Below are 25,892 nucleotides of genomic sequence, written 5' to 3' on the forward strand. Positions count from 1 at the left end.
CCGACCGGTCAGTCCATGTACCCCTCGCCCATCCGCACTCCCTCCCGGACCAGCCGTCGGCCGGCCGCGAGTCGGCGTCCCTCCCACGTTTCGAGCGCTGACTCGACCTCGCTCCGGTCGCGTCCGTCGAGCGCCGCGCCGAGCTCGATCGCGTCGGCGGCCGCCTTCGCGGTGCCCGCGGCGGTGTGTGGGCGCGCGACGAACGCCGCGTCGCCCACCAGACAGACCCGACCGGCGGTCATCCTCGGGACCGTGAGGTCGTAGACCGTCTGGACGAACGGTTTTTCAGTTTTTCCGACCAGTCGGGAGAAGACGTCGGGGAGTTCCTCGGCGCTCGCCCGCAGTTCGCGCTCGACCCCCTCCCGGAGGCCGCCGGGTGCGACCGAGAAGTCGTGTTCGACCCCTCGTGAGTCCGTCAACAGCCCTTCCAACCGATCCCCGTCGCGCACGTTGTCGTACCAGACCCAGTTGAGTCGGCGTTCGCCCGCCCACGTGCCGCCGTCGGGACCGGGAATGAGGTAGCCCAGAACAAGCTGGCGCTCGCCCTCGAAGAAGAGGAAGGTGTCCTCGAAGCGCTCGACGAGTTCACGCGAAACGTCTCGCTCGTCGATCAACCCCCGCCAGGCGACGTAACCGGCGTATTCGGGGCCGACGTCCGGGAGTAGCTGTTCACGCGTTTCGGAACGGCCGCCCTCGGCGACGACCAGCAGGTCCGCCCGACGCTCGGCGCCGTTCTCGAACCGGACCGCTACGGCCTCGCCGTCGCGCTCGAACCCGACCACTCGGCCCGCGTGGTACCGGTCGTCCTCCACGGTTCCCCGAAGCCGCCGATAGAGGGTGTCCCACCCGGTGAACGTCATCGAATCGGCCCGCCCCTCGCGAACGCTCCCGTCGCGGTTCAGATACTCCCGGCGATTGGTCGAGAGGGTGAACTCGTCGGGACGCGCGATCCCCCGATTTTCGAGGTACTCGAGCATCCGGGGCTGGACGACGATGCCCGCCCCGCGCTCGGCCAGTTCGCCCGCCGCGCGCTCGAAGACCTCGACGTCGTGGCCGCCCTCCAAAAGCGCGAGCGCGGTGAACATCCCACCCATCGACCCGCCCGAGACGATCACGCGAAGTCCATCGGTCATTTCCCGTTTTTCGGACGCGACGCTCATAGGACTGAGGTCGGCGAAAAAAGCGTGCGAAACGAGAGGGTGGACGCGCTATTCGGTCGGGTCGTTGTACGCCCGCGGGTCCGGCGAGGGGAGGTTGGGCTTGCCGCCGCCGGGCTGGCGCCCGAAGGAGAACTCGCTCTTGCCGTCGACCGACTCGCCCGTCGTCCATGCCGTCTCGGGGTTGTCGGTCGGCTCCTTGGTGGTCGAGAAGAACTCGTAGTTGAACTCCTGGTTCTCCTCCTCCTGCGGGAAGCTGTCGGGCACGGGCAGGTGATCGAACGCGTCCTCGGGGTCGCCCAGATCCTGCAGCGCCGCGAGCCACTGGTTCTGGTGCATGGTGTCCCGGGCGATGAGGTACGACAGCATGTCCTTCATGCCCGGATCGTCCGTCATCTCCCAGAGCCGGGTCGCGAGCGTTCGTCCCGTCGCTTCGGCGGTCACGTTCGCGTAGAGGTCACCGGCGGGGTTGCCGCTCGCGTAGACGTGATCCGTGCTGAAGGGGTTGCCCTGGCTGTCCTCGGGCATCGCGCCGAAACCCGCAGAGAGGAACTGCCGGGGCAGGTAGCCCTGCATCGCGGCGTTGACCGCGCCGTCCTGGGCGAACTCCTCGCGCATCCCGACGGGCGCACCCTCGAGGTTCTTCGCGACTGCCGTCGCGAGCATCTCGACGTGGCCGAGTTCCTCCATGGCCGTCTCGTAGAGCAGCATACGCATCTGCTCGTTATCCGGCGGCTGGTTCATCCCTTGGAACAGGTACTGCATGAACACGCGGATCTCGCCCTCGACGCCCCCGATGGCCTGCTGGAGCATCCGCGCGAACGCCGGGTTCGGTTCCTCTACCTCGACCGGATACTGGAGTTCGTCGTCGTGGAAAAACATCACCTGTCGATAGGATAGCGCGTTGGTAAGTCGTGGTGCTTGCGTGGGCGTCGGTATCATGAACCCTCCGCTGGCGCCATTTGCGTCGATCCCCGGGGCTTATCCCCTCGCGCGCGAACCGCGAGATACGGACGGGTCGATGGCCCCCCGAGACGTTCGAGGCGCTCGATGAGGCGTGGGGACAGCATCGACTCCGCTAGGTGATTCACGTGACCGAGAAACGCGAATACAGAGACGACTACACGGACAAGACGCTGTACATCCCCGGCCCGACGGAGGTCCGCGAGGACGTCATCGAGGCGATGGCCCAGCCGATGTTCGGCCATCGGATGGACCGGATGACCGACCTCTACACCACGATCGTCGAGGACACGAAGGATTTTCTCGATACCGACAACGACGTCGTGATCCTCACCGCCTCCGGCACGGAGTTCTGGGAGGCCTCGACGCTCAACCTCGTCGACGAAAACATCCTCGTCGCGACCTGCGGGAGCTTCAGCGAACGCCACGCCAACGTGGCCGAGCGCCTGGGCAAGGACGTCGACCGACTCGAATACGAGTGGGGGCAGGCGGTCAAACCCGAGGACGTCCGCGAGGCGCTCGAAACGAGCGAGAAACAGTACGACGTCGTCGCCTGCGTGATGAACGAGTCCTCGACCGGGGTTCGCAACCCGATCGAGGAGATCGGCGACGTCATCGCCGAGTACCCTGACACCTACTTCGTCGTCGACGCCGTCTCCGCGCTCGGCGGGGATGCCGTCGACATCGACGAACACGGGATCGACGTGCTCTTTGCGTCCTCGCAGAAGGCCTTCGCCATGCCGCCGGGGCTGGCGATCTGTACCGTCAGCGAGGACGCCTACGAGCGCGAGGTAGGGAAGGAGTCGGCCTCCTGGTACGGCGGCTTCCAGCGCACTATCGACTACTATGACCGCAAGGGCCAGACCCACTCGACGCCCGCGATCCCGATCATGCTCGCATATCGAACGCAGATGAAACACATGCTCGATGAGGGTCACAAGAATAGGGATAAACGCCACCGCGAGATGGCCGAATACACCCGCGAGTGGGCCCGTGAGAACTTCGGCACCTTCCCCGAGGCGGGCTACGAGTCCCAGACGGTGAGCTGTATCGAGAATACACGAGGAATCGACGTCGCCGGGACGATCGACGCCGTCAGCGAAGAGTACGACATGGTCTTCTCGAACGGCTACGGCTCACAGCTCGGCGAGAAGACGTTCCGCATCGGGCACATGGGCGAACACGACGTCGAGAGCATTCGTGCGCTCACGGACGCCATCGAGGACGTCGCGGGGCTATAGAGCCAGCTTTTCGTATGTTCTAAAGATTGAGGGGTTCAGTCTTACAATACAGGAATACTACTCTTCAAGTATTCTGTAATATAGTGCTCTGTTCGAATCTATTGACACTTCTTTTTGCTCCCGAATCATAGCATAAACGCGTGTATCTAAATCTATGTACACCCCGACGGATACCTCGAATACGCCACTTGTCGCCATTTCATATTCAATATTTGGCGCAAGTTTATTATTAGTAGATACTTTTCGCAGCGTCAAATTATCGTCTTTAGGATAGATACGGACTGCATCACTACCTATGAACACCACAATATACCAAGAGCAATCATTTATATCTCTATTCGTTATTCTCTCAAATTCTACTCTATTGATGGATATCTCTCCGGTTACTTGTATGTGGTTTCCGGATGCTAAAATTCTATATTCCTCTGTTTCAAATAGATTAACTCCTCCCCCAACGCGACTAACATAATAGTATCCACTCGGAGAGTATACAAATGATCCGATTTCATAGGCATTTTCTGGATCGTATCCTCTTTCTCTGATATGTTCTTCCAGATACTCTATCATTTTTTCTCGCAATTCTACAAACCCACCCTCCTCAGCTACGGTAGACTCTAATTCAGTGTGTATGTCCGAGTATGTACTCACCAACTGCGCAGTTGGCCACTTTTCGACATTAGAGGTAGTTGGGGTAGTAAAACAAGGTTTGAGACGGCTGATTATTTCATCTAACGATGCCCCATACAAATTCTCAACTAGAAACGATATGACTTTTCTTGAATCACTTATATACCGATTCAGATCATCATAATGTTCGAACTCATATCTATGATCTTGGCTATGAGCCATCTCATTCCGAGTCTTTCTTACCTTCTTGAATTCTCCTTTCAAATCTTCATTGTCTATAATACTGCAATTCCCTAAAATACCTTCACGTTGGTATTGTGATTTTCTTTCTAGCTCATTTATTAGTACTTTTTCATTAGCTTGAGGAGATAGCGACTCGAATATACAATAAATAGATAGGTATTCTATAATAGATGAACCGTATAATGAATACCGAACTATCCGCTTATCTGATTCTCTCTCTTTCTCCTTCTCACTCTCATCAAATTCAGTATGACGATAGAATGGCAATGAATAATCTATCGTACAAATCCCCACCTCCGCATTAGAATACTCCTCGTTATAATTAACTAAAATTTTAGTTCAGCGACTCCGCTGCTATATTCATATAGGTTTTCAGTTTCCTCATTCAACCAACTGCGTGCAGCCTCAATCCTTTCTTTTGACATTATTACTGCTTTTTCATATATCGTGGTCTATCTTTACTCTTCCTCAGATTATCTAACTCGGTCATATATTTCTATCTTCAATCAATTTTCGCTGGTTTTCTATTGGGCCCGCATTTTATCCCGTGGCCGCTGTAGATGAGGGCATGTCTCTTCTCATCGATACGGACCCCGGCTGTGACGACGCACTCGCCCTGCTGCTCGCGCTCGAAAGCGACCTTGACGTGGTCGGCCTCACGACGGTCGCCGGGAATTCCACTATCACGAACACCACCCGGAACACCCTCGCGCTGCTCGACTTCTTCGACAGCGACCTCCCCGTCGCCCGTGGAGCCGGCCGACCCCTCGTCAAACGCCAGGACACCGCGGAGTTCATCCACGGTGAGGGCGGGCTGAAGGGCGACCTACCCGCTCCCACCCGCGAGCCCGTCGACATCTCAGGTGCCGAGTTCATCGTCGAAAAAGCATGCGAGGACGGCGATCTCACGATCGCCGCGATCGGCCCGCTGACCAACCTCGCGCTGGCTCTGGGGATCGAGCCCGACCTGCCCGAACTCCTCGACGACGTGCTCGTCATGGGCGGAGCGGTCTACGCGCCGGGCAACCGCACCCCCGCCGCGGAGGCGAACCTCCATGCCGATCCCGACGCCGCCAGCCGCGTGCTTCAGTCGCTCGACCCCACCTTCGTCGGGTTGGGCGTCACCATGCGCGCGACGCTCGATCCCGCCACCCTCGATCGCTCGGGCCGACGCGGCGCGATCGTCGAGGAGTGGCTCACCTACTACCCCGACGACGTGAGAGAGCGCTACGGGATCGACCGTTCGCCGATCCACGACGCGGCGGTGATCGCCCATCTCACCGACGGCGTCCTCACCCTCGAAGATCGCGCGCTCGAAATCGACACGCGCGAGGGGCCCTGCCGCGGGGCGCTCCTCAGTGACGAGTACGGCGTCACCGAGGAGCCCGAAAACGGCCGGGTCGCGACCGATATCGACGCCGAGCGCTTTCGCGAGACGATGGGCGAGGCGATCGAGTCGGTGCTGTGAGTCGCTGCTGATCCGCTATTCGTACTCCCGGCCGCCGAGTGCGCGCGATTCGATGTACTCCCAGTCGTACTCGACGCCGAGGCCGGGTCCGTCGGGAACGCCGACCGTTCCGTCCGGATCGACCGCATCGAGCTGATCGGAGTAGCCGCCGAGATAGACCGGCGGCTGGGTGTTGTCGCATTTCGGGTGGACCAACGCGAGCTCGTAGTAGTTCGCGTTCCTCGTCGCGGCGATACAGTGGCGCTGGGCCGGTCCGGGCGCGTGAAACTCCACGTCGAGGCCGAACCCTTCCGCGATCTTCGCGCGTTTCATCGCGCCGGTGATCCCGCCGTCGTACTCGGGGTCCGCGCGGACGAAATCCGTTGCCCCGCTCGCGATGAAGTCGGTAAAGGGTTCGAGCCCCCGGACGTGTTCGGTCTGCAAAATTGGGGTGTCTATGTGCTCGCCCAGTTTGCGGTGAGCGTGCTGGCTGCTCCCGCCGTCGCGATACGGGTCCTCGTACCAGTAGAAGTCCTGTTTGTCACACGCCTTCCCGACCTGAAGGGCGTCGGCGAACGTCTCGTACTCGCAGGCCGGATCGAGCATCAGGTCCATCCCGCTGCCGACGCGCTCGCCGACGGCATGAACCGTGGCGATCTCCCTGTCTATCTGTCGGGCGTCGTCGCCGCCACCCCAGCCGTGGATCTTGAAACCCGGAAACCCCCGTTCGCGACACTCCTCCGCGAAGTCGGCGTACGCCGCCGGGGAGTTGAGCCCGCCGCTGTCGTCGGCATGATACGTCGAGGCATACGTGGGCAGGCGCTCACGATACGTCCCCAATAGCTCGTGGATCGGGGCGTCGTGGTACTTGCCCGCAAAATCCCACAGCGCGATGTCGAGCGGCCCGATCCCCATGCGGTCGTACTTCCGCAAGGCGCGCTTGAGTTCGCTCCAGTGGCGCTCTCGGTGCAGGGGGTTCTTCCCGATCAGGTAGTCCGCCACCGTGTTGATCTGGGCGAACGCCGGCGAATTGCCGCCGATATACTCGCCGGTGATCCCCTCGGTGGTCTCGATCTGGAGGGCGAAGAGCTTCCGCTCGGTGACCGCCCCGGGTTCGTAGGTCAGGTTGAAGCCGTTCTCGTCGGTGCCGACGTCTTCGATCGGGTAGGAGAACTCCGTCGACTGGATCCGGGTGATCCGTGGTTCCATACCGGGCACTCTCCGTCTATAGGAAAAAGGTTGGGGCTATTCGTCGGGACCGTGCGACTCCCCGTCGTCGAGTCCGGCGTCGTCCTCGTCGAGCCCCTCCAGCCCGTCGCCGCCGAGGTCACCCAGCCCGTCCACGTCCTCCCCGTCCAGATCGTGGATATCGTCGCTCTCTTCGACTTCCTCCTCGTCGAGCACGTCGATTTCGACCTCGACGGGATCGCCACGCTGGTCTTCGACCAGTTGGAGGACGAGCCGCCCGCCTTCGCGGCCGATCGCGCCGCCGACCGCATAGCCCACCGTCTGTTCGGCGAACTGGCCGGGCGTGTAGCGCCCGACCGTCTGTTTGACGACGAGTCGGCCGGTCATCTGCCCGACCAGCTCGCCCATGCGCTCGAAGTCCATCGCCTCGGGATCGCCCTGTTCGAGCGCCTCTAGATCGACCGCCTCGACGAGTTGTGTGATCGAGTCGGCGGTAAAGGCCGCCTCCAATCCTCGATCGAATCCCCGCCCCAGCAGGTCCGGTAGGTTCGGTGCCATACCCGTTTCTGTCGCTCCAAGGGGACAAAAAGCCTCCCTGCACCTGCCGGTCCCTTCAGAGACGGAACCCGAGCAGGTTCCAGTAGCGAAGCACCGCGAGGAATACTACGCACGTCAGCGCCACCAACGTGTAGTGGAGCCGCGAGAGCACTCCCCAGTCGCCGTCGTGCCACGCGAGCACACAGCACGCGAGCGTTCCGAGCGTCGCCACCACCCCCAGCACCGGGAGCGCAAGCAACCCCAGCAACGCCGGTGGTGCCTCGAACAGTATCGCGTTGGGGTCGACGGCCACGAGGGTGCCGAGCCCGACGGCGAACCCGACGAACAGCGCGCTTGCGAGTCCCGCCGTCCACCGCGCGATCCGCGGCCGTTCGGGCCCCGGCGGGCGGTCCCTCATTCGGTGCCAGAGCCCGAGTGCGGACCAGCCCACGACCGCAGAGAGGAACACGAGAAGCGAGAGCCCGACCACCGCGAGCTGCGCCGTCGTCGCCTCGTACCACGCGAGACGCTCGAACGCCATCACCGGAACGCTCCCCAGAAAGAGGTGGGTGATCTCGCCGTCGTCCTCCTCGAAAACCAGGGTATCCCCGCCGTCCTCGCGGCGAAAGACCAACGGCTCGACCTCGATCCACCGCTCGACGCCGGCCCCGGGGAGCTCCGTCACGAGCGCGTCGTCATCGATCCGGACCTCCATCGCCCCGCCCAGCGCGCCGATCTTCTCGTAGGTGGTGTGTGGATAACGGATCGCTCGGTAGGACCCCGTGAGCGCCTCGCCGCGGGTCACCCCGTCGGCCACAGCCGGCGGGTCGGGCTCCCCGAGGTAGCGGTCGAGAAAGGCCCCGATGAACTCCTCGCGGGCCTGCGTCCCGCCGGGGCTGTTGTACGAGACGAACAGCCCGAGGTCCTGTTCGGGTGCGAGCAACAGCTGGCTGTGAAAGAGTTCCGTATCGCCGCCGTGGCCGATGGCCCGTTCCCCGCCGTGGCTCATCTCGTAGAAGCCATAACAGATCCCGTCGACCCGCTCGTCGTGGGCGAACCGCCGGCGGTGCATCGCCTCGACTGTCCCCGCTTCGAGGATCCGTGTTCCCTTCAGCTCTCCGCCCGCCAGGTGCGCGCGCATGAATCGCGCCATGTCCGTGGCGGTCGCGCTCATCGAGCCTGCGGGCGCGATTCCGACGTACTCGAACTCGCCCTCGACGAACTCCCCATCTTGATACCGGTAGCCCTTCGAGACCTCACCGACCCCCTCCGGCACCGGCTGGGCGAACGTGCTGTGATCCATCCCCAGCGGCTCGAAGACGTTCGCCTGCACGTAGCCCCCGAAGCTCGTTCCGGCTTGCTCGGCGACGATATGGCCCGCGAGCGCGGCCCCGTAGTTCGAGTAGGCGGCAAGCTCCCCCGGTGGGCGAACCCGTGTCGGCTGTTCGCCGGCCAACGTCTCACCGAGCGGGCGGAGGTCTTCGGGATCCTCGACGAACGTCCCCCGGTAGCGCTCCTCGAAGCCCGGCGTGTGGGTGCCGAGGTGGTCGAGCGTGACCGGTTCGCTGTAGGCCCCGGGGATCGTCACGTCCTCTAAATACTCGTTGACGTCCGTATCGAGGTCGAACTCGCCCCGCTCGACCCCCTGCATCACGCCCGTCCAGCCGAACAGCTTCGAGACCGAGCCGATCCGAAAGAGGGTCTCCTCGGCGTCGACGGGTTCGTCGTTCTCGACGTCGGCCCGCCCGTAGCCCTTCGCGAGCAGCGTCTCACCCCCGCCGACGACCGCGACCGTCGCGCCCGCGACGTCGTGTTCGGCGAGCCCTTCGGCCATCAGCCCGTCGACGAACGTCTCCAGGCCATCGGGGTCGGGCGAGTCGGGGTCGGACTGGGCGCCGGCCGGCCGCCCGGCCACCGCCCCGGCGGCGGCCGCTCCTGCGCCCTTGAGGACGGTTCGACGGGAGATGTCGGTGGAGGGACTCATTCCGCGTTGCTCGCATCCACTCGCGGATCGTATATATATCTTCAGCGGACGGTGGGTGGCCCGAACCGGGCGTCGGAGGCGGGAGTCGCTCTCACTCCGGGCGAAACGTTCCCTCGACGGGGATCTCGATCCGCAAGAACAGCGGCAGACAGACAGCGGCGATCAGGACCTCGAGGCCACCGACGACGAGGAAGGCCGCGAGATACCCATACGCATCGGCGACGGTGCCACCGACGAGAAAGCCCGCGAGAAAGCCCATGCTGCCGGCGATGTTGAACCCGGCCATCGACGCGCCGCGCTCGCTCTCGTTCGCCAGATCGGTCACGAGCGCCATCGTCGCCGGCGAGACGAGCGCGCCCAGCACCCCCACTAGCACCATGCCGGCCTGCGCGAGCGAAAGCGTCGGAGCCAGCCCGACGAGGACGATCGCGCCGCCGAAACACGCCGAGCCGACCACGATGGGGAGCGTCCGACCGATCCGATCGGAGAGCACGCCCATCGGATACTGCAACAGCGCGAAGGGGACGAAGAACATCCCGAGGACGATCCCGGTTTCTGCGGGCCCGATCCCGAAGGTCTCCTGGAAGTAAAAGGTGCCCACGAGCGCGAAGAACCCAGCGGTCATCCGGTCGATGAAGCCGAAGGCGAAGGGCAACCCGAGCGCCGGGGTTTCCGTGAGTCCCCCGAGGATCTCCCGCAGCGATCCCCGCCCCTCCCCGGGGGCCCGATCGCCGAGAAGCCCGACCAGCGGGACGACCGCGAGCAACAACACCCCGGCGACCCAGAGGGGTGCGAGCGGGTCCAGCGTGGCGAGTTGGCCGCCAAGCGGCGCGCCGGTCGCGGTACCCCCGCCGATGGCGATGCCCGCCGCACCCATGTTCTTGCCGTGCCCGCCCGGCAGGTCCATCAACATCGTCATCGACAGCGAGAAGGCCGCGATGGTCATCGCGCCCTGCAGGACGCGGATCAATAGCACGTGGGCGAAGGCGAGATCCACGACTGCGGGGAGGGCCGCCAGCCCGAGATAACCCGCCGCACCGCCGGTCGCCCCGAGGGCGATGAAGGGTACTCGTCGCCCCGCTCGGTCGCTGGCGGCCCCCCAGAGGCTCGCACAGACGACGAACGCCGAGAACTCCGCGACGAGAAACCACATGCTCGCGTCCAGGTCGGTACTCGCGCCCAGCGCCGCCACGAGGTCGGCGATCCCCGGATAGAGGAGTACTTGCGCCAGCAACACGACGAAGACCACCGCCGCGAGCACGACCCGGTCGCGCCTCGGAGAGCTCACGCTCGCCCCTACGGGGGCGATCACCTAACCTCCTATGGATCGACGGGCGCCACGACGACGACTGCCGGACTCGCGGGGATCGCCGCCTCGATCCATCCACTCGCTTTTCCTCCGAGACGATGGACGGTTCCGACGGCCGTCGTCGAGAGGCTGCGAATCTTGCCGTTATTGCTGGTTATAAAACTCTAGGAGGATATGCATCACGTACATGAATCGATGGGGACCCGCGACGCGGAGCGTCCACGCCGGCACGCGTGCGGACCCGGCGACGGGCGCTCGCGCGCCGCCGATCTATCAGACGACCTCCTACGAGTTCGAGAGCGCCGACCACGCCGCCGACCTCTACGCGCTCTCGGCGGAGGGCGACGTCTACTCGCGGATCAGCAACCCGACGACGCGGGCGCTCGAGGAGCGTCTGGCCGCCCTCGAAGGCGGTGCCGGGGCGGTCGCCACCGCCTCGGGAATGGCCGCCCTCGACGCCGCGACCTTCCTGCTTGCTGCCCCCGGCGACTCGATCGTTTCTTCCTCCGCTATCTACGGCGGCACTACCGCCTACTTCGAGCACGTCGCCGGTCGCCGGGGGATCGAAACCCGGTTCGTCGACACGCTCGATTACGAGGCCTACGAGAACGCGATCGACGAGGGGACGGCGTACGTCCACTGCGAGACCATCGGCAATCCGTCGCTCGTCACGCCCGACATCGAACGCCTCGGGGAGATCGCACACGATCACGACGTGCCGCTCGTGGTCGACAACACGTTCGCCACTCCCTACCTCTGTCGGCCCGTAGAGCGTGGCGCGGATCTCGTCTGGGAGTCGACCACGAAGTGGCTCCACGGTTCGGGCTCGACGGTCGGCGGCGTGCTCGTCGACGGCGGGGAGTTCGACTGGTCGGGCTACGAGGAACTGGCGGGCGAGAACCCCGCCTACGAGGGCATCGATTTCAGTCGCGACTTTTCGGATGCTCCCTTCGCGGCCGCCACCCGGTTTCGGTCGCTGCGGGCATTGGGCGCCCAGCAGGCGCCCTTCGACGCCTGGGCCACCCTCCAGGGGCTCGAATCGTTCCCCCTCCGGATGGAACGCCACTGCGAGAACGCGCGGATCGTCGCGGAGTTCCTCGCGGATCACGAGGCCGTCGCGTGGGTCACGTATCCCGGCCTCGAGTCGCACCCGACCCACGACAACGCCCGCGAGTACCTCGAAGGGGGCTTCGGCGGGATGATCGCCTTCGGGCTCGAAAACGGCTTCGAGGGTGGGAAACGCGTCTGTGAGGCCGTCGACCTGGTGAGCTTCGTCGCCAACATCGGCGACGCGAAATCGCTGATCATCCACCCCGCCTCGACGACCCACGGCCAGCTCACGCCCGAGCAGCGCGCGAAAAGCGGCGTCACCGAGGATCTGGTCCGACTGTCGGTGGGCATCGAGGACCCCGAGGACATCCTGGCCGATCTCGACCGGGCGATCGAGCGCGCGACGGGCGGGGAGCCATGAGCGACAACCGAGAACTCGCCTCGCTCGGGGAGTTTCGCTTCGAGTGTGGCGAGTCCATTCCCGACCTCCAGATCGCCTACGAGACCTACGGCGAGTTCACCGGCGAGAACTGCGTGCTGGTCTGTCACGCCCTGACCGGCAGCGCCCACGTCGCGGGCTCGTTTCGCGACACGACGACGGATCAGGCCTCGGCGTGGTGGGAGGACATCGTCGGGCCGGGCAAAGCCGTCGACACCGCCGAGTACTACGTCGTCTGTGCGAATATCCCCGGATCGTGTTACGGCTCTTCGGGGCCCGCCAGCGAGAACCCCGAAACGGGTGAGCCCTACGGCACCGACTTTCCGCCCGTCACGGTCGGGGACTGGACGCGTTCACAGCGGAAACTGCTGGACCATCTGGGCGTGGGACGCCTGCACGCCGTCGTCGGGGGCTCGGTCGGCGGGATGAACGCGCTCGATTGGGCAGTCAGGTACCCCGACGACGTTCGGCGGGTCGCGCCGGTCGCCACCGCCGCCCGCCTCGACGCCCAGTGTCTGGGCATGGACGCCATCGCCCGGCGGGCGATCACGACCGATCCCAACTGGCGGGGTGGCGAGTATTACGGGGGGCCAGCGCCCGACGACGGGCTGGCGCTCGCTCGGCAGTTGGGGCATATGATGTACCTCTCGAAGGCCTCGATGGAGCGCAAGTTCGACCGCCGTTCGGCGGGTCGGGACGCCCACCGCGAGGCGTTTCCCGCCGACCCCGCCGCCGACTTCTTCCCGTATCGGGACGTCGAGTCGTACCTCGACTACCAGTCGACGAAGTTCGTCGAGCGCTTCGACGCCAACAGCTATCTCTATCTCACGCGGGCGATGGACGACTACGACCTGTCCTCGGGATACGAGTCCGACGCCGACGCGCTCGCGGCCTTTACTGGCGAGGCGCTTCTGATGAGTTTTACCGGCGACTGGCACTTCACCGTCGCCCAGTCCGAGCGCGTCGCTGAGGCGTTTCGCGCGACCGACGGGGACGTCGCTCACCACGTCATCGAGTCCGACCACGGCCACGACGCGTTTCTCGTCGAACCCGGGAAGGTGGGGCCACCGCTCGCGGACTTCATCGACGACGGCCTCGCGGGCAAGGCGATAACCGACACGAAGACGGACCAGAGTAGCGACTTCGCGCCGGTCCACGCGAGCCTCTTCTCGCGGTGAGGTCAGTTCTCGGCGGTTTCCCCGAGTAGGCTCGCGACCTTCCCGCGGAGCGCCGCGTACGCACCCAGCCCGGTGCCGGCGGCAAACGAGAGGATACCTGTCAACACGAGCAGCGTCAGGTCGGGGTGTTCGGCCCCGGTGTGCAGCAGTGTCGGATCCATACCCTCACGGATTCACGCGGCTGACATCAATGTGGCGGTCTTCCCAAACGTTACGTCAGAGAACGCCTCGATTTTCGAACAACCGGCGAAGCTGCGACATCTCCGAAATCACTTCCTCACAGTGGGGCTCGACGGCGGGTTTCGGGTCGAACCCGACCGCGAGTCCGGCGACTCGCAACATCGGCAGGTCGTTGGCGCCGTCCCCGACGGCGACCGTCGCCCCGGGATCGACGCCCTGTGCGCTCGCCAGTCTGCGCAGGGCGTTGTCCTTGGTCCCCTCGATCAGGGGGCCCTCGACCTCGCCCGTCAATTCCCCGTCTTCCATGGGCAGGCGGTTGGCGACGATCGAGTCCACCGTGATGCCCTCGCGGGAGAGTGCGCGCTCGACCCCGCGCTCGAACCCCCCCGTCAGGATGGCGGTGTGGACGCCCGCCGCGTTGAGCGCCTCGATCAGTGCCGCCGCGTCCGGCCTGAGACGAACTTCGCCGTAGGCCGCCTCCGCCTCCTCGCGCGACAGTCCGTCCAACAGCGCGGCGCGCTGGCGCAGGCTGTCGGCGTAGCTCATCTCGTCGTTCATCGCGCGCTCGGTGATCTCGGCCATCTCGTCGGCGACGCCACAGCGCTCGCCGAGCAGGACGGTCATCTCCGAGTCCGAGAGGGTGCCGTCGAAGTCGAAGGCCACCAGTGTCATTGTCCGGCGTTCGTCCGCACGGGGTTTCAACCCTCCCATCCCCGTCGAGCCGTTCGACGCCGGTTTGCTATAGATCAACCGTGTTCTGGGGCCCAATAGACGAACGGCAGGTACTTCCCGGAAACCGGCCCATCTCCACCGGGTGAGCCGTCAGAGGCACCCACCACTGACCCGCGACCACGCCGCCCGCTGGCGATCGCGCCCTTCCACTTCCGTCGCCGTTATCGACCCAGTACGACGCCGTAGGCCGCCGACTCGGTTTCGAGGAGGCGCTCGACCGTCCACGGCGTCCCGGCGATGACCCCGGCAAGCGCGTCGGGAGTGGCCATCAGCAGATCGATCCACGGCCCCGCCAGCTCGTCGTACTCGACGCGAAACCGACGGTACGCGAGGCCGTCTCCGACCGCGTGGCGATCGAGGTACTCCGATTCGGCCCACGCCTCGGGACCCGTCGGATCGCTCAGATCGGCGACGAGCCGTTCGCCCGGCTTTGTGACCCGGGCGAGCTCCGAAAGCGTCCCGTCGAGCGCCGCTCGCGAGCGCCCGAGTCCGAGCTGCTGGCCGACGACGAGCACCGTATCGAACGCGCGGTCTACCGGTAGGTGGGTCAGATCGCCCACTAGCGCGCGTTTGAGCCCTCGTTTGCGGGCGACCCGGATCGCGCCGGGGCTCCGGTCGACTCCGAAAACGGCGTGACCGCGTTCCCGTGCCCACAGCGCCGTCCGGCCGACCCCACAACCGGCATCGAGGATCGATCCCGAAGCGTGCTCGACCATCCGTTTTCGAAGTCGCTCCACTCCCCGTAGTCGGCGAAATACCCCGCGAGATGCGCCTCGCTGACGTGTCCGTCGTCGCGCCGGTAGACGGGCTGCTCGACCAGCCGTCCATGGTGGAAGTCCGCGACCATGCGTCCGAACGCGTCGCTCATACCTCGACCTCGCGAGCCACCCAGATAGTGTTAGTCCGACACACGGTATCGCTTCCCCTGGAAGGCCAGCGCTGCCGATGACACAAGGGTTAACCCCGACGCGGGGGAGTTCTCTCGCATGAGGATTCTCGTTACGGACCCCATCGACGACGCGGGGTTGGAAACGTTGCGCGAAGCCGGCCACGAGGTCGAAATCGACTACGATCTCGACGGCGGGCCCGCCCTCGTAGAGGCCCTCGCCGGCGTCCACGGGCTGATCGTCCGTTCTGGCACCGAGGTAACTCGCGAGGTGCTCGACGGCGCCGCCGACCTGATGATCGTCGGCCGCGCGGGCATCGGCGTCGACAACATCGATATCGACGCGGCGACCGAACACGGCGTGATCGTCGCCAACGCACCCGAGGGTAACGTCCGGGCGGCCGCAGAACACACCGTCGCGATGACCTTCGCCGCCGCCCGCTCGATCCCGCAGGCTCATACCAGATTGAAGGCCGGCGACTGGGCCAAAAGCGACTTCTTGGGGACCGAGGTCAACAACAAGACGCTCGGAATCGTCGGGCTCGGACGCGTCGGCCAGGAGGTCGCGAAACGGCTGAATAACCTTGGGATGGACCTCGTCGCGTACGATCCGTACATCTCCGAGGACCGCGCCGAGCAGATCGGCGCCGACCTCGTCGAGTTCGAGGCCTGTATCGAACGGGCGGACTTCCTGACCGTCCACACCCCGCTGACCCCCGAGACGGAGGACCTGATCAGTCACGACGAACTCGAACTGCTCGGCGAGGGCTACCTGATCAACTGTGCCCGTGGCGGCGTCGTCGACGAGGCGGCGCTCGCGGAAGCCGTCGAGACCGGCCCGCTGAAGGGGGCGGCGCTCGACGTCTTCGCCGAGGAACCGATCTCGCCCGAGAACCCCCTTCTCGATGTCGAGGACGTTATCGTCACGCCCCATCTCGGCGCTTCGACGGAAGCCGCCCAGGAGAACGTCGCGACCAGCACGGCCGAACAGGTGCTCGCCGCTTTCAACGACGAACCCGTCCTCAACGCGCTGAACGCCCCCTCGATCGACAAGAGCGCGTTCCCCCGCGTGCGCCCGTACATCGAACTCGCCGAGACGGCGGGCCGGATCGCCGCCCAACTGCTCGATAAGCGCGTCGAGAGCGTCGACATCCGCTATGCCGGCGAAATCGCAGAGGAGGAGGTCGATCTGGTGACCGCAAGCGCGCTGAAAGGCGTGTTCTCTCCCTTGGAGTGGCAGGTCAACGCCGTCAACGCCCCGCAGGTCGCGGAGGACCGCGGCGTCGACGTCACCGAGACCAAGAGTCATCAGGCCGAGAACTTCCGTAGCGTGGTCACCGTAACGGTCGGCAACGGCGACGGCGAGACCGAACTCGGCGTTTCAGGCACCCTCTTTGCCGACGACGATCCCCGGATCGTCCGGATCGACGACTACCGGGTCGACGCCATTCCCCACGGCCATATGCTCGTCGCGCGTAACTACGACGAGCCCGGCACCATCGGCTTTATCGGCACCGTTCTGGGGGAGAACGGCATCAACATCGCGGGGATGTTCAACGCCCGCGAGGCCATCGGCGGCGAGGCGATCACCGTCTACGACTTAGACGAGGAGGTGGGCGAGGAGCTGCTCGCCCAGCTGGAGGACGACGAGCGGATCATCGAGGCGCGCTACATCACGCTGGACGGCGCGGATACGGTGCGGACCTCGTTGTAGTCGACCGTTGTCTTTTATTAAACATCGAGGAATATCCACATCTAATTTATGCCATACGATAAAATATACATAAGGAATATTGATAAAATATCTTGATATCACATCTTGATTCCATTATAAATATAAAATCTGATATTTAATTAAAATAGTTAACTATATAAAATAAAATATTAGAAATATTATGTGGAATAAAAACTACAACCGGCGCTCAGTATTCACGACTATCAGCAGTTCTGTAGCTTTCTTTGGTGCTACTGGAATCGTCGGTGCAGCAAGTGGAAAGGGTGACACACATGCTTCTGATGAGTCTGTGGCGTCGGAAGGCCACTCCCTTGAATTATTTGAATCAAACGCGATTCGCTCTCCGTTTTACTTCGACACAGAATTTCTCCCCGGTCTTACGTGGAGAACGCGCGTTGTCGGAAACCCGTAGGCGTTTCCCGGTGATGCTGGAGAACAACGACGACAGAATACAAAAATTGAAAAATCAAGTGATACGTAATGGTTACTCGTAGACAACTTCTCGGCGCTGGATTGGCTACCATTGGTAGCAGCTCCACGGCTTATGTGCTCCTGAACAGACCATCTGAAGCGACCGGTGGTTCGACAGAGGGGACGATATGCAGAGCACCAATACAGCGCTCTCCCGGTGAGACGTTGAGCATTCTGACCGTCTTGGTCGACGAAATGTCTGTGACCGTCAAGTTCGACGTCGAAACTGACCAGTCCGCCGATTCGATAGCGATCATTATTGACGGCGAGCAGGTGATGAGTCAACCGTGGACCGGCGAGCAGGGGTCACTTACGTTTGACTACGATGGCCCGGTGGTATTCGAACTCCATGCACGTTCGGAGGATGGGGCCGTTATCGACAGTGCGAAATTTCTCGCCGAATGCGGTCCCGCTGAGGAACTGTCCGCGAACACGGCGTGATCTCCCTGCGCTCGCTGCCTGACGATTCCAATGGTATGATCGATCGGAACCGCCTCTAACTTCTGAGATGCTCCAGCACGCCCGCCGTCTCACCCGGCACCGACTCGGGTTCCACGCCGGCTTCGGCCGCCGCGTCGGGGTCTTTTAGTAGATGACCGGTCGTCAGACAGACCACGCGCTCCTCGCTCCCCACGACGCCCTCCTCCCGAAGCTTCCGCAGGCCCGCGACGCTCGCCGCCGAGGCGGGCTCGACGCCGACGCCCTCGCCCGCCAAGGCCCGCTGGGCGTTCGTGATCTCCTCGTCCGAGACCGCGACGGCCGTCCCGCCTGTCGCCCGGATGCCCGGCAGCGCTTTGGGCGCGTTCACCGGGTTGCCGATCCGAATCGCGGTTGCGCGCGTCTCGACTTCCTCCCAGCGCTCGACTTCTTCTCTCCCTTCCTCGACGGCCTCGACCATCGGTGCCGCGCCCTCGGCCTGCACGCCGGTGAGCTTGGGGACCTCCTCTTCGTCGAGCGCGCCGCTCGCGACGAGCTCCCTGAAGGCCTTATACAGCGCCGCGGTGTTGCCCGCGTTGCCGACGGGGAGGACGATCCGATCGGGGAACTCGCCGTACTCCTCGCGGTGGCGTTCGAGGATCTCGAAGCCGATCGTCTTCTGGCCTTCGAGCCTGAAGGGGTTCAGCGAGTTGAGCAGGTAGGCCTCGCCTTGGTTCGCCAACTCCTGGACGATGTCGAGACAGGTGTCGAAGTTACCATCGACTTCGAGGATACGTGCGCCGTGCAGGCTCGCCTGGGCGATCTTGCCCGCGGCGACCTTGCCCGCCGGGAGCAAGACCACGGTTTCCATGCCCGCACGCCCGCCGTACGCGGCGAGCGCGGCGCTCGTGTTTCCAGTGGAAGCACAGGCCAGCCGGTCGACGCCGAGCCGTTGGGCGACGCCGACGCCGACGGTCATGCCCCGGTCCTTGAAGCTCCCCGTCGGGTTCATTCCCTCGTGTTTGATCCGGAGTGATTCGACGCCGACCTCGTCTTCCAGCCGGGGCACTTCGTACAGCGGGGTCGCGCCCTCCTCGATGGTGACCTCCCGCTCCACTGGAAGCGCGTCGGCGTAGCGCCAGACGCCGGTTCCCGAAAAGGTGTCGAACGTCGGGTGTTCGGCGTAGCGCACTTCGAGCAGCGCGCCCGCGTCGCTGCGATACCTGACTCCCTCGAAGGGGGCGTACTGCTCGCCGGTTTCGATGCATTCGAGCCAGACACCGTCGTCGGCGACGTCGGGGACGGCTTCGGTCCCGATCGTGAGGTTCGGACTCATTATCGGATGGTGGGGTCGGGAGGTGAAAAGCGCCTAGTTACTCGCCGTTCCGAACCCGTCGATCCGCTCGTGAACCCGCTCGTTCCACTCTTCGAGCGCCTCGTGCATCCGTTCTTTCGCCTCGGGCAACGCTACCGCGGTGTACTGATAGACGTAGCCACCCGAATCGAGCAGGCCGATCAACTCCTCGGTGGTCAGCTCACCCGCACTCACGCGGAGCGGTGCGGCCATTCGTTCGCAGAGAGACGCCCGCGCGCAATCAGCGTTCGCCCTCCCCTATATGAACGTCACCCGTTCGTGCGTCGCCGGAACTATACCGAACAATCGTTACTATCTCCGCGACCCTCTCCGAACTCGTGAGCACTGAAACACCGATTGAAACGGGATCGTCGACCGAAACGTGCTTCGAGCCGTGGCAGGCCGGGTTGATCGGCGGGATCGCCGGCGGGCTGGTCTTCGGCGCGATGATGAGCCTGCTGATGCCGTCCATCATCGAGGTGGGAATCCCCGCCCTGTACGGGATCGAGGGGTCTGCCGGCCTCGCCGGCTGGCTCATCCACATGGTAAACAGCGCGGTGCTGGGCGTCGTCTTCGGGGTGATCGTCGGCGCGGCCGGGCTGACCGGGACCGGCCGTACCGTAGGCATGGGACTCGTCTATGGAATCGTCCTCTGGATCGCGCTCGCGGTGCTCGTCATGCCGGTCTGGCTCGGCGCGGTCGGTTTCCCGATGACCCCGCCACTGCCGAACGTCGACCCGATGAGCATGATGGGCCACGCAGTCTACGGCGTGGTGCTGGGCGCGGTCTACGCCGCGATCCGGTAAACGTGCGCCCCCGACCGAGCCTCTCACTCCTCGAGCAGCCACGACAACAGTCCCTTCTGGGCGTGGAGCCTGTTTTCGGCCTGCTCGAAGACCAGCGAGCGCTCGCCTTCGACGACCTCGTCGGTGATCTCCTCGCCACGGTGGGCCGGCAGGCAGTGCATCACGCGGGCGTCGGTGTCCGCGAGCAAGTCCTCGTTAACCTGAAACCCCTCGAACGCCGCCAAGCGGTAATCGCGCTGGTCCTCCTGGCCCATACTGATCCAGACGTCGGTGTAGACGACGTCAGCGCCCGCAACCGCCTCGGCAGGGTCGTCGGTGACGGTCGGTACCGCCCCGAACGAGTCGGCCCGTTCGACGTGATCGGCGTCGAGGGCGTACTCCGGGGGCGTCGCGACGGTCAGATCGACGCCCGCGATCGCACAGCCTAGCGCGAACGAGCGTGCGACGTTATTCGCGTCACCGACCCACGCCACCGACGTCCCTTCGAGTTCGCCGACCGCCTCCCGAATCGTCAGCAGGTCCGCGAGCGTTTGGCAGGGGTGGGCGTCGTCGGTCAGGCCGTTGATTACGGGGACGGTCGCGTAGCGCGCCAGCTCCTCGATGTTTGCGTGCTCGAAGACACGGGCCATGATCGCATCGACGTAGCCCGACAGCGCCCGCGCGGTGTCCTTCAGTGGCTCGCCGTGACCCAGTTGGATGTCGCGCTCGCCGAGGAAGACGGCGTGCCCGCCCAGCTGGGTCATTCCCGTCTCGAAGGACACCCGGGTGCGGGTGCTCGGCTTTTGAAAGAGCATTCCCAACGTCTGGCGTTCGAGGTCAGGGTGCGAGACCCCTTCGTGCTGTTTTTCCTTGTACGCTACCGCACGATCGAGCACCTCCTCTAGCTCCTCGGCGCTCAGGTCGTCGATATCGATGAAGTGTCGTGTCATAGGCGGTCTGCTACCTCCGTCAGTACCGCGATCGAGCGGTCGTACTCGGACAGATCGAGGCGTTCGTCGGGTGCGTGATCCAGATCCGAGTCGCCGGGGCCGTAGGTCACCATCGGGCAGTCCCAGGCCGAGGCGTAGATGTTCATGTCGCTGGTGCCGGTCTTGCGCAGCAGGCGTGGATCCCCGTCCTCGCCCCGGATGGCGACCCGAAAGGCACGCGCGAGTTCGGTTCGGGGGCTCTCCATCACCGGCGGGATGGGCTTGCTCCAGTTGACGGTGCCCGCGGCGTCCGTGTCCGTCCGGAGTTCGCCCTCGGCGATCTCGCGGACCTCCCCGGTCGTCATCGACGGGGGAACCCGGAACTGACCGTCGAGCGTCGCCGAAACCGAGAGCCCGTCCTCGTCGGTGCCGCCCTCGATCGAGACCGGCTTGGTCGTCACGCGCTCGAAGACGGGGCCCCACTCTTCGTCCTCGCTCGGCGAGAAACGCTCCTCGATACGGCCCCACCAGCCGATTGCGTGCTGGATCGCGTTTGGCTCGGGCCGGGAGGTATGACCCGACTCGCTGGTCGCGACGTAGGTGCCCGCGAGCATCCCTCGATAGCCAAGCGTGATGCCGTCCCACCCGCTCGGCTCGCCGTTGATCAGCGCGTCCGGTGGCTCCCTGTCCTGTAACAGGTACCACGCGCCCCGCGAGTCGGTCTCCTCGCCGACGACGCCGGCGAAGCTGGTTCCAGAGTCGACGGCGGCGACCGCCATCGCACACAGCGGGCCGGTCGCGTCGACGCTGCCCCGCCCCCAGAGCACTTCAGCGGTTTCACCGCTTCCGTCTCGTTGCCCCTCCGGCGCAACGCCCTCCTCCGTCCGGACGGGGATGTCGCCCGGGACCGTATCGATGTGGGAGGTGAGCAGCACGCGGTCGTCCGCGGGGGCGCGAACGTTGCCGACCGCGTCGATCCGCGCCTCGCGGTCGTGAGCCTCGAAGAAGTCAACTAACCGCTCGGCGGCCGCCCGCTCCTCGCCCGAGGGCGAGGGTGTCGAAACCATCCCGATCAGCAGGTCGCGCGCCGAGTCGCTCGAAACGCTCATCTCACGACTCCGTACTCGCGCTCATCGTTTCGGCGAGCGCCCCGACGACGCTCTCGACGTGCTCCTCGTCGATGACGAGCGGCGGGAGGAGTCTGAGAACCGACCGACCGGCCGGCAGCGCGAGCACCTGGTGGTTCAACGCGAGATCCCGCAGGAGGCGATTGGAGCCCCGCTTGACCTCGATACCGGTCATCAGCCCGCGCCCGCGGACGTCGCGGATCGGCAGGTCGGCGGCCTCGATTTCCTCGTGAAGGTACTCGCCCATCTCGGCGGCATGAGTGGGGACGTCCTCCTCGACGAGGACGTCGAGGGTCGCCGCGGCGGCCGCACAGACCACGGGGTTCCCGCTGAACGTCGAGCCGTGCGGGCCGGCGTCCTCGGCGATCCAGTCCTTACAGAGGGTCGCGCCCAGTGGCAGGCCACTCGCGAGGCCCTTCGCGCTCGTCAGGATGTCGGGGGTAACGCCCTCGCCCTCGCACGCCCAGAACTCGCCGGTGCGCCCGAGCCCGGTCTGGATCTCGTCGAAGACCAACGCCGCGCCCGTCTCGTCGCAGGTCTCGCGGGCGGCCTGTAGATACCCCTCGGGTGCGGCGTTGATCCCGCCCTCACCCTGGATGGGTTCGACGATCACCGCGGCGGTCTCCTCGTCGACGGCCTCCGCGAGCGCTTCGCCGTCGCCGTAGGGCACCGTCTCGAAGCCCGCCGCCAGCGGCTCGAACGGTTTTTTGTACTTCTGTTTCCAGGTCGCCGCGAGCGAGCCCATCGTCCGGCCGTGAAACGCGCGCTGGGTGGCGACGATCTTCTTCCGTCCCGTGGCGCTGCGGGCGAATTTCAACGCCGCCTCGTTGGCCTCGGTGCCCGAGTTACAGAGCCAGACGTTCTCGATGTCGCCGGGCGCCACGCTCGCCAGCTTCGAGTAGCAGGCGTCGCGTGCGTCGTTGGGATACGACGCCTGAACGAACATCAGCTCCTCCAGTTGGTCCTTTGCGGCCGAAACCACCTCGGGATGGCAGTGGCCGACCGGCGTGACCGCGTAGCTCGCGCCGAAATCGAGGTATTCGGTCCCCGAGTCGTCGTAGAGGTACGTTCCCTCGCCGCGTTCGATTCTGATCGGCTTCTCGGAGAAGACGAACCCGCTCATTCGTCCGCACCTCCGAGCGCGCCGGGAGTAAAGCGTGTTCCATGTCCGTCGAGCGCGGCCAGAATGGGGTCGTTGAAGTTCGCATCCGAGACGATCACCTCGCTGGCGCCGCCGTCGAGCGCTTCGGTCGCGGCCATCACCTTCTTGGTCATGAATCCTTCGGCGGCCGCCTCGACGCGCTCCATCTGTGCGGGCGTCTCGGCGCTCTCGATCAGCGTCTCGGGGTCCTCGGGGTCCTCGTAGACGCCCGCGACGTCCGTCAGCACGACGAGCGACGCGCCGAGCGCGCCGGCCACGGCCGCAGCCGCCCGGTCCGCATCGGCGTTTACGGGGGTCCCGTCCTCGGCGAGCATCGGAACGCTCACGACGGGCGTATAGCCCGATTCGAGCAGCTCTTTGAGGAGCTCGCTGTTGACCGACTCGATCCTCCCCGAGTGATCGCCGCGCTTGATCTTCTTCCTGCCGTCCTCGATCACTCTGACCGCGGACTTGCGCGCCCCGGTCAGCAGGCCGCCATCGACACCCGAGAGCCCGAGCGCGTTGACGCCCTCGTTTCTCAGCGCCGCCGTCAGGTCGGTGTTGACCTGCCCGGCCATCGCCATCGTAAACGCCTCCATCGTCTCCGCGTCGGTAAAGCGGCCCGTGACGCCGCCCGGCGTGGTGACGTATTCGGGCTCGGTCCCGAGATCGGCAAGCAGCTCGTCGACCGCGGTCGAGCCGCCGTGGACCACGACGACCCGCTCGCCGTTGGCCGTCAGGTGTGCGATGTCCGCCAGCGCGCCTTCGGGCTCGACGGCGCGGGCGCCGCCGATCTTGACGACGATAACCATTAGGGAGCCCCCACGGGATGCAGGCCCTGGAACTCCAACCCGGCCGTCTCCTCCAGTCCGAGCGCGACGTTCGCGGCGTGGACCGCCTGGCCCGCCGACCCTTTCATCATGTTGTCGATCGCCGAGAAGACGACGATTCGCTTGTTGGCCGGATCGAGCTCGAAGCCCACGTCGCCGTAGTTCGTGCCGGCGACGGCCTTGGGTTCGGGGTAGCGATAGACGCCACCGCCGCCGGAGGCGATCCGCATGAACGGCTCCTCGGCGTAGCTGTCGCGATACGCGCCCCAGAGATCCTTTTTCGAGACCGGCCCGTTCGGAAAGACGTGACAGGTCGCGCTGGCACCGCGGATCATATCGACCGCGTGAACGGTGAACGACACCGAGATCCCGAACTCCTGTTCGATCTCCGCCTCGTGGCGGTGGCTCGTCGGCGCGTAGGGCCGGACGATCCCCGAGCGCTCGGGGTGCGAGGAGGCCGCGCCGCCGCCGGCACCCCCCTCCGAGGAGCCGACTTTCACGTCGACGACGATCTGCTCGTCGCCCGAAAGCAGCTCCGAATCGAACAGCGGGCCCAGTCCGAGGATCGTCGCGGTGGCGTTACAGCCCCCCGAGGCGATCAGGTCAGCGCCGGGTAGTTCCTCACGATAGCGTTCTGGCAGCGCATACACCGACTTCTCGAGGTACTCGGACGCACTGTGCCCGTCGTACCACTGCTCGTACTGTTCTTTGGTGTTCAACCGGAAATCAGCCGAGAGGTCGACGACCGTATCGGCGGCGTCCTCGAAGGCGTCGATGCGCTCCATCGACACGCCGTGGGGTGTCGCCGCGAACAGCACGTCCACCGACTCCAGATCGGTGGGATCGGAAAACCGCAGGGTCCGGCCCCGGAGGTTCGGGTGGACCGAGCCGATGGTCTTGTTCTCCGCCGAGCGGCTCGTCGCCTGTGCGATCTCGAAGTTCGGGTGGCCGTCCAGAAGCCTGAGCAACTCGCCGCCGGTAAAGCCGCTTCCCCCGACGACGCTCGCGCTGAGCGGTTCGGTCGAGCCGTTCTCCCCCCCGACCGCCATCAAGCGGTCACCTCGGTTTCGGCGGGCACCTGCGCTTCGAGCCAGTCGACGACTCTCGCCGGGACGTCGACGTCGACGACCTCGTTGAGCGCCTTGAACTCGACCGTGTGGTTGACCTCGTGGACGGTGTAGCCCTCCTCGGTTTCCATCAGGTCGATCCCGAGCAGACCACCGCCGACGGCGTCGCTCGCGCGCTCGACGAGATCGAGCGCTTCGGCGTCGGGCTCGAAGACCTCGGTCGTCGCACCCTTCGCGGCGTTGGTCAGCCAGTGCTCCGAGGCGCGCGCCATCGCGGCGATGGGCTCGCCGTCGACGGCCACCACTCGGATGTCGCGGTCGGGTTTGGCGACGAACTCCTGGATGTAGAACACCTTGTGCTCGTAGTGGCCCAAGGTCTCCTTGTGTTCGAGGATCGCCTCGGCGGCCGAGCGCGATTCGAGCTTCGCCATCAGGCGACCCCACGAACCCATGACGGGTTTGAGGACACAGGGATAGCCGAAGTTCTCGATGCTTTCGAGGGCGGCCTCGGTCGTGAAGGCCACGTCCGTATCGGGTGTCGGCACGCCCGCGCTCGCGAGCGCGAGGCTGTTTTTCACCTTGTCCGCACAGGTCTCTGCGGTGTCGGGCCCGTTGACCACGGGGATCCCGTAGGCCTCACAGAAGCGCGTGACGTAGAGGCTCCGGCTCGTCGAGAGACACCGGTCGAGCACGACGTCGACGCCCTCGAAGATTTCGGGGGGATTGTGGACGTTGAACTGGTGTTTTCGCACGTCGATCTTGGTGATCTCGTGGTCGCGCTCGCGAAGCTCGTTCAGAAGGAGCTTCTCGTCTCTGCGGATCCGGGAGTAAAGGATGCCTACGTTCATTCTATCGGGTCCACCTCGTCTGCCGGG

General features: G+C 64.8%; 25 protein-coding genes and 1 pseudogene. 7 read left to right on the top strand and 19 right to left on the bottom strand.

Annotated features, from left to right (window positions below; translation table 11 throughout):
- Window positions 1–8: 8 nt before the first annotated feature.
- Window positions 9–1,133 (bottom strand): FAD binding domain-containing protein, encoded by a 1,125-nt coding sequence (locus HACJB3_RS00870; protein WP_238532778.1) that lies wholly within the window; start codon window positions 1,131–1,133, stop codon window positions 9–11.
- Between the two features lie 75 nt (window positions 1,134–1,208).
- The gene (locus HACJB3_RS00875; RefSeq protein ID WP_008418917.1) at window positions 1,209–2,039 is read right to left on the bottom strand and encodes a manganese catalase family protein; all 831 of its coding nucleotides are present in this window, start codon (window positions 2,037–2,039) and stop codon (window positions 1,209–1,211) included.
- Between the two features lie 209 nt (window positions 2,040–2,248).
- Here HACJB3_RS00875 and HACJB3_RS00880 point away from each other — a divergent pair, with 209 nt between their 5' ends.
- Entirely contained in the window at window positions 2,249–3,361 is a 1,113-nt protein-coding gene (locus HACJB3_RS00880) for a pyridoxal-phosphate-dependent aminotransferase family protein (RefSeq protein WP_008418915.1), read from the top strand.
- A 57-nt stretch (window positions 3,362–3,418) separates the two neighbouring features.
- Here HACJB3_RS00880 and HACJB3_RS20000 read toward each other — a convergent pair whose 3' ends face one another.
- Window positions 3,419–4,525: a hypothetical protein gene (locus tag HACJB3_RS20000; protein WP_162147996.1), complete on the bottom strand. Its 1,107-nt coding sequence runs from the start codon at window positions 4,523–4,525 to the stop codon at window positions 3,419–3,421.
- A gap of 274 nt (window positions 4,526–4,799) precedes the next feature.
- Here HACJB3_RS20000 and HACJB3_RS00885 point away from each other — a divergent pair, with 274 nt between their 5' ends.
- A complete protein-coding gene (locus HACJB3_RS00885; protein ID WP_008418912.1) occupies window positions 4,800–5,699 on the top strand; it encodes a nucleoside hydrolase in 900 nt (299 codons plus the stop codon).
- 15 nt (window positions 5,700–5,714) lie between these two features.
- On the opposite strand, the gene HACJB3_RS00890 is transcribed toward HACJB3_RS00885, so the two are convergent.
- The 4 genes from HACJB3_RS00890 to HACJB3_RS00905 all read right to left on the bottom strand — a co-directional run bounded on the left by HACJB3_RS00890 (window position 5,715) and on the right by HACJB3_RS00905 (window position 10,699).
- Window positions 5,715–6,887: an enolase C-terminal domain-like protein gene (locus HACJB3_RS00890; RefSeq protein WP_008418909.1), complete on the bottom strand. Its 1,173-nt coding sequence runs from the start codon at window positions 6,885–6,887 to the stop codon at window positions 5,715–5,717.
- 36 nt (window positions 6,888–6,923) lie between these two features.
- A complete protein-coding gene (locus HACJB3_RS00895) occupies window positions 6,924–7,424 on the bottom strand; it encodes a hypothetical protein (RefSeq protein WP_008418907.1) in 501 nt (166 codons plus the stop codon).
- Between the two features lie 55 nt (window positions 7,425–7,479).
- A complete protein-coding gene (locus HACJB3_RS00900; RefSeq protein ID WP_008418905.1) occupies window positions 7,480–9,387 on the bottom strand; it encodes a serine hydrolase domain-containing protein in 1,908 nt (635 codons plus the stop codon).
- 91 nt (window positions 9,388–9,478) lie between these two features.
- Window positions 9,479–10,699 carry an MFS transporter gene (locus HACJB3_RS00905; RefSeq protein ID WP_013199323.1) on the bottom strand — a complete coding sequence of 407 codons (1,221 nt, stop codon included), beginning with the start codon at window positions 10,697–10,699 and terminating at the stop codon, window positions 9,479–9,481.
- A 184-nt stretch (window positions 10,700–10,883) separates the two neighbouring features.
- On the opposite strand from HACJB3_RS00905, the gene HACJB3_RS00910 reads away from it, so the two are divergent.
- Window positions 10,884–12,167, top strand: coding sequence for an O-acetylhomoserine aminocarboxypropyltransferase/cysteine synthase family protein (locus tag HACJB3_RS00910; RefSeq protein WP_008418901.1), 1,284 nt, complete (start codon window positions 10,884–10,886; stop codon window positions 12,165–12,167).
- Window positions 12,164–13,363, top strand: a complete 1,200-nt coding sequence (metX, locus tag HACJB3_RS00915) for a homoserine O-acetyltransferase MetX (RefSeq protein WP_008418899.1) — start codon at window positions 12,164–12,166, stop codon at window positions 13,361–13,363. Before HACJB3_RS00910 ends, metX begins: the two co-directional genes overlap by 4 nt.
- A 2-nt stretch (window positions 13,364–13,365) precedes the next feature.
- On the opposite strand, the gene HACJB3_RS20045 is transcribed toward metX, so the two are convergent.
- The 4 genes from HACJB3_RS20045 to HACJB3_RS21295 form a co-directional block, all read right to left on the bottom strand.
- Entirely contained in the window at window positions 13,366–13,524 is a 159-nt protein-coding gene (locus HACJB3_RS20045; protein ID WP_008418898.1) for a hypothetical protein, read from the bottom strand.
- A 55-nt stretch (window positions 13,525–13,579) separates the two neighbouring features.
- Window positions 13,580–14,215: a phosphoserine phosphatase SerB gene (serB, locus tag HACJB3_RS00920; RefSeq protein WP_008418896.1), complete on the bottom strand. Its 636-nt coding sequence runs from the start codon at window positions 14,213–14,215 to the stop codon at window positions 13,580–13,582.
- Window positions 14,216–14,436: 221 nt separating this feature from the next.
- The gene (locus HACJB3_RS00925; protein WP_394295081.1) at window positions 14,437–14,931 is read right to left on the bottom strand and encodes a class I SAM-dependent methyltransferase; all 495 of its coding nucleotides are present in this window, start codon (window positions 14,929–14,931) and stop codon (window positions 14,437–14,439) included.
- Entirely contained in the window at window positions 14,835–15,143 is a 309-nt protein-coding gene (locus tag HACJB3_RS21295) for a hypothetical protein (protein WP_013199325.1), read from the bottom strand. Before HACJB3_RS21295 ends, HACJB3_RS00925 begins: the two co-directional genes overlap by 97 nt.
- Window positions 15,144–15,261: 118 nt before the next feature.
- Between HACJB3_RS21295 and serA the strand changes: the two genes are divergently transcribed.
- The gene (gene serA, locus HACJB3_RS00930) at window positions 15,262–16,875 is read left to right on the top strand and encodes a phosphoglycerate dehydrogenase (protein WP_013199326.1); all 1,614 of its coding nucleotides are present in this window, start codon (window positions 15,262–15,264) and stop codon (window positions 16,873–16,875) included.
- 687 nt (window positions 16,876–17,562) lie between these two features.
- Entirely contained in the window at window positions 17,563–17,808 is a 246-nt protein-coding gene (locus HACJB3_RS00935) for a hypothetical protein (RefSeq protein WP_008418879.1), read from the top strand.
- Window positions 17,809–17,863: 55 nt separating this feature from the next.
- On the opposite strand, the gene thrC is transcribed toward HACJB3_RS00935, so the two are convergent.
- The gene (thrC, locus tag HACJB3_RS00940; RefSeq protein ID WP_008418877.1) at window positions 17,864–19,120 is read right to left on the bottom strand and encodes a threonine synthase; all 1,257 of its coding nucleotides are present in this window, start codon (window positions 19,118–19,120) and stop codon (window positions 17,864–17,866) included.
- 33 nt (window positions 19,121–19,153) lie between these two features.
- Window positions 19,154–19,312, bottom strand: a pseudogene (locus HACJB3_RS00945) (DNA-binding protein); the annotation flags it as partial.
- 164 nt (window positions 19,313–19,476) lie between these two features.
- Here HACJB3_RS00945 and HACJB3_RS00950 point away from each other — a divergent pair.
- Window positions 19,477–19,944 carry a hypothetical protein gene (locus tag HACJB3_RS00950; RefSeq protein ID WP_008418874.1) on the top strand — a complete coding sequence of 156 codons (468 nt, stop codon included), beginning with the start codon at window positions 19,477–19,479 and terminating at the stop codon, window positions 19,942–19,944.
- 23 nt (window positions 19,945–19,967) lie between these two features.
- Here HACJB3_RS00950 and argF read toward each other — a convergent pair whose 3' ends face one another.
- Genes argF through lysX form a run of 6 tightly spaced genes read right to left on the bottom strand, consistent with a single transcriptional unit; the run spans window position 19,968 to window position 25,865 of the window.
- Window positions 19,968–20,873 (bottom strand): ornithine carbamoyltransferase, encoded by a 906-nt coding sequence (gene argF, locus HACJB3_RS00955; RefSeq protein WP_008418871.1) that lies wholly within the window; start codon window positions 20,871–20,873, stop codon window positions 19,968–19,970.
- Complete coding sequence (locus tag HACJB3_RS00960; protein WP_008418870.1) at window positions 20,870–21,961, bottom strand: [LysW]-lysine hydrolase; 1,092 nt, start codon at window positions 21,959–21,961, stop codon at window positions 20,870–20,872. The genes argF and HACJB3_RS00960 overlap by 4 nt, the downstream gene beginning before the upstream one ends.
- Before the next feature lies 1 nt (window position 21,962).
- A complete protein-coding gene (locus HACJB3_RS00965) occupies window positions 21,963–23,102 on the bottom strand; it encodes an aspartate aminotransferase family protein (protein ID WP_008418868.1) in 1,140 nt (379 codons plus the stop codon).
- On the bottom strand, window positions 23,099–23,932 hold the full coding sequence (locus HACJB3_RS00970; RefSeq protein WP_008418866.1) for an acetylglutamate/acetylaminoadipate kinase: 834 nt from the start codon (window positions 23,930–23,932) through the stop codon (window positions 23,099–23,101). The genes HACJB3_RS00965 and HACJB3_RS00970 overlap by 4 nt, the downstream gene beginning before the upstream one ends.
- Window positions 23,932–24,999 (bottom strand): N-acetyl-gamma-glutamyl-phosphate reductase, encoded by a 1,068-nt coding sequence (gene argC, locus HACJB3_RS00975; RefSeq protein WP_008418864.1) that lies wholly within the window; start codon window positions 24,997–24,999, stop codon window positions 23,932–23,934. The genes HACJB3_RS00970 and argC overlap by 1 nt, the downstream gene beginning before the upstream one ends.
- A complete protein-coding gene (gene lysX / locus HACJB3_RS00980; RefSeq protein WP_008418862.1) occupies window positions 24,999–25,865 on the bottom strand; it encodes a lysine biosynthesis protein LysX in 867 nt (288 codons plus the stop codon). Before lysX ends, argC begins: the two co-directional genes overlap by 1 nt.
- Window positions 25,866–25,892: the final 27 nt, after the last annotated feature.

This window comes from Halalkalicoccus jeotgali B3, assembly GCF_000196895.1.
GTDB classification, from domain to species: domain Archaea; phylum Halobacteriota; class Halobacteria; order Halobacteriales; family Halalkalicoccaceae; genus Halalkalicoccus; species Halalkalicoccus jeotgali.

Bases quoted from the DNA above. Each gene is read 5' to 3' on its own strand.
- HACJB3_RS00870 (WP_238532778.1), bottom strand. From the start codon at position 1,133: ATGACCGATGGACTTCGCGTGATCGTCTCGGGCGGGTCGATGGGTGGG.
- HACJB3_RS00875 (WP_008418917.1), bottom strand. From the start codon at position 2,039: ATGTTTTTCCACGACGACGAACTCCAGTATCCGGTCGAGGTAGAGGAA.
- HACJB3_RS00885 (WP_008418912.1), top strand. From the start codon at position 4,800: ATGTCTCTTCTCATCGATACGGACCCCGGCTGTGACGACGCACTCGCC.
- HACJB3_RS00890 (WP_008418909.1), bottom strand. From the start codon at position 6,887: ATGGAACCACGGATCACCCGGATCCAGTCGACGGAGTTCTCCTACCCG.
- HACJB3_RS00895 (WP_008418907.1), bottom strand. From the start codon at position 7,424: ATGGCACCGAACCTACCGGACCTGCTGGGGCGGGGATTCGATCGAGGA.
- HACJB3_RS00900 (WP_008418905.1), bottom strand. From the start codon at position 9,387: ATGAGTCCCTCCACCGACATCTCCCGTCGAACCGTCCTCAAGGGCGCA.
- HACJB3_RS00910 (WP_008418901.1), top strand. From the start codon at position 10,884: ATGAATCGATGGGGACCCGCGACGCGGAGCGTCCACGCCGGCACGCGT.
- metX (WP_008418899.1), top strand. From the start codon at position 12,164: ATGAGCGACAACCGAGAACTCGCCTCGCTCGGGGAGTTTCGCTTCGAG.
- HACJB3_RS20045 (WP_008418898.1), bottom strand. From the start codon at position 13,524: ATGGATCCGACACTGCTGCACACCGGGGCCGAACACCCCGACCTGACG.
- serB (WP_008418896.1), bottom strand. From the start codon at position 14,215: ATGACACTGGTGGCCTTCGACTTCGACGGCACCCTCTCGGACTCGGAG.
- HACJB3_RS21295 (WP_013199325.1), bottom strand. From the start codon at position 15,143: ATGAGCGACGCGTTCGGACGCATGGTCGCGGACTTCCACCATGGACGG.
- serA (WP_013199326.1), top strand. From the start codon at position 15,262: ATGAGGATTCTCGTTACGGACCCCATCGACGACGCGGGGTTGGAAACG.
- HACJB3_RS00935 (WP_008418879.1), top strand. From the start codon at position 17,563: ATGTCTGTGACCGTCAAGTTCGACGTCGAAACTGACCAGTCCGCCGAT.
- thrC (WP_008418877.1), bottom strand. From the start codon at position 19,120: ATGAGTCCGAACCTCACGATCGGGACCGAAGCCGTCCCCGACGTCGCC.
- argF (WP_008418871.1), bottom strand. From the start codon at position 20,873: ATGACACGACACTTCATCGATATCGACGACCTGAGCGCCGAGGAGCTA.
- HACJB3_RS00960 (WP_008418870.1), bottom strand. From the start codon at position 21,961: ATGAGCGTTTCGAGCGACTCGGCGCGCGACCTGCTGATCGGGATGGTT.
- HACJB3_RS00965 (WP_008418868.1), bottom strand. From the start codon at position 23,102: ATGAGCGGGTTCGTCTTCTCCGAGAAGCCGATCAGAATCGAACGCGGC.
- HACJB3_RS00970 (WP_008418866.1), bottom strand. From the start codon at position 23,932: ATGGTTATCGTCGTCAAGATCGGCGGCGCCCGCGCCGTCGAGCCCGAA.
- argC (WP_008418864.1), bottom strand. From the start codon at position 24,999: ATGGCGGTCGGGGGGGAGAACGGCTCGACCGAACCGCTCAGCGCGAGC.
- lysX (WP_008418862.1), bottom strand. From the start codon at position 25,865: ATGAACGTAGGCATCCTTTACTCCCGGATCCGCAGAGACGAGAAGCTC.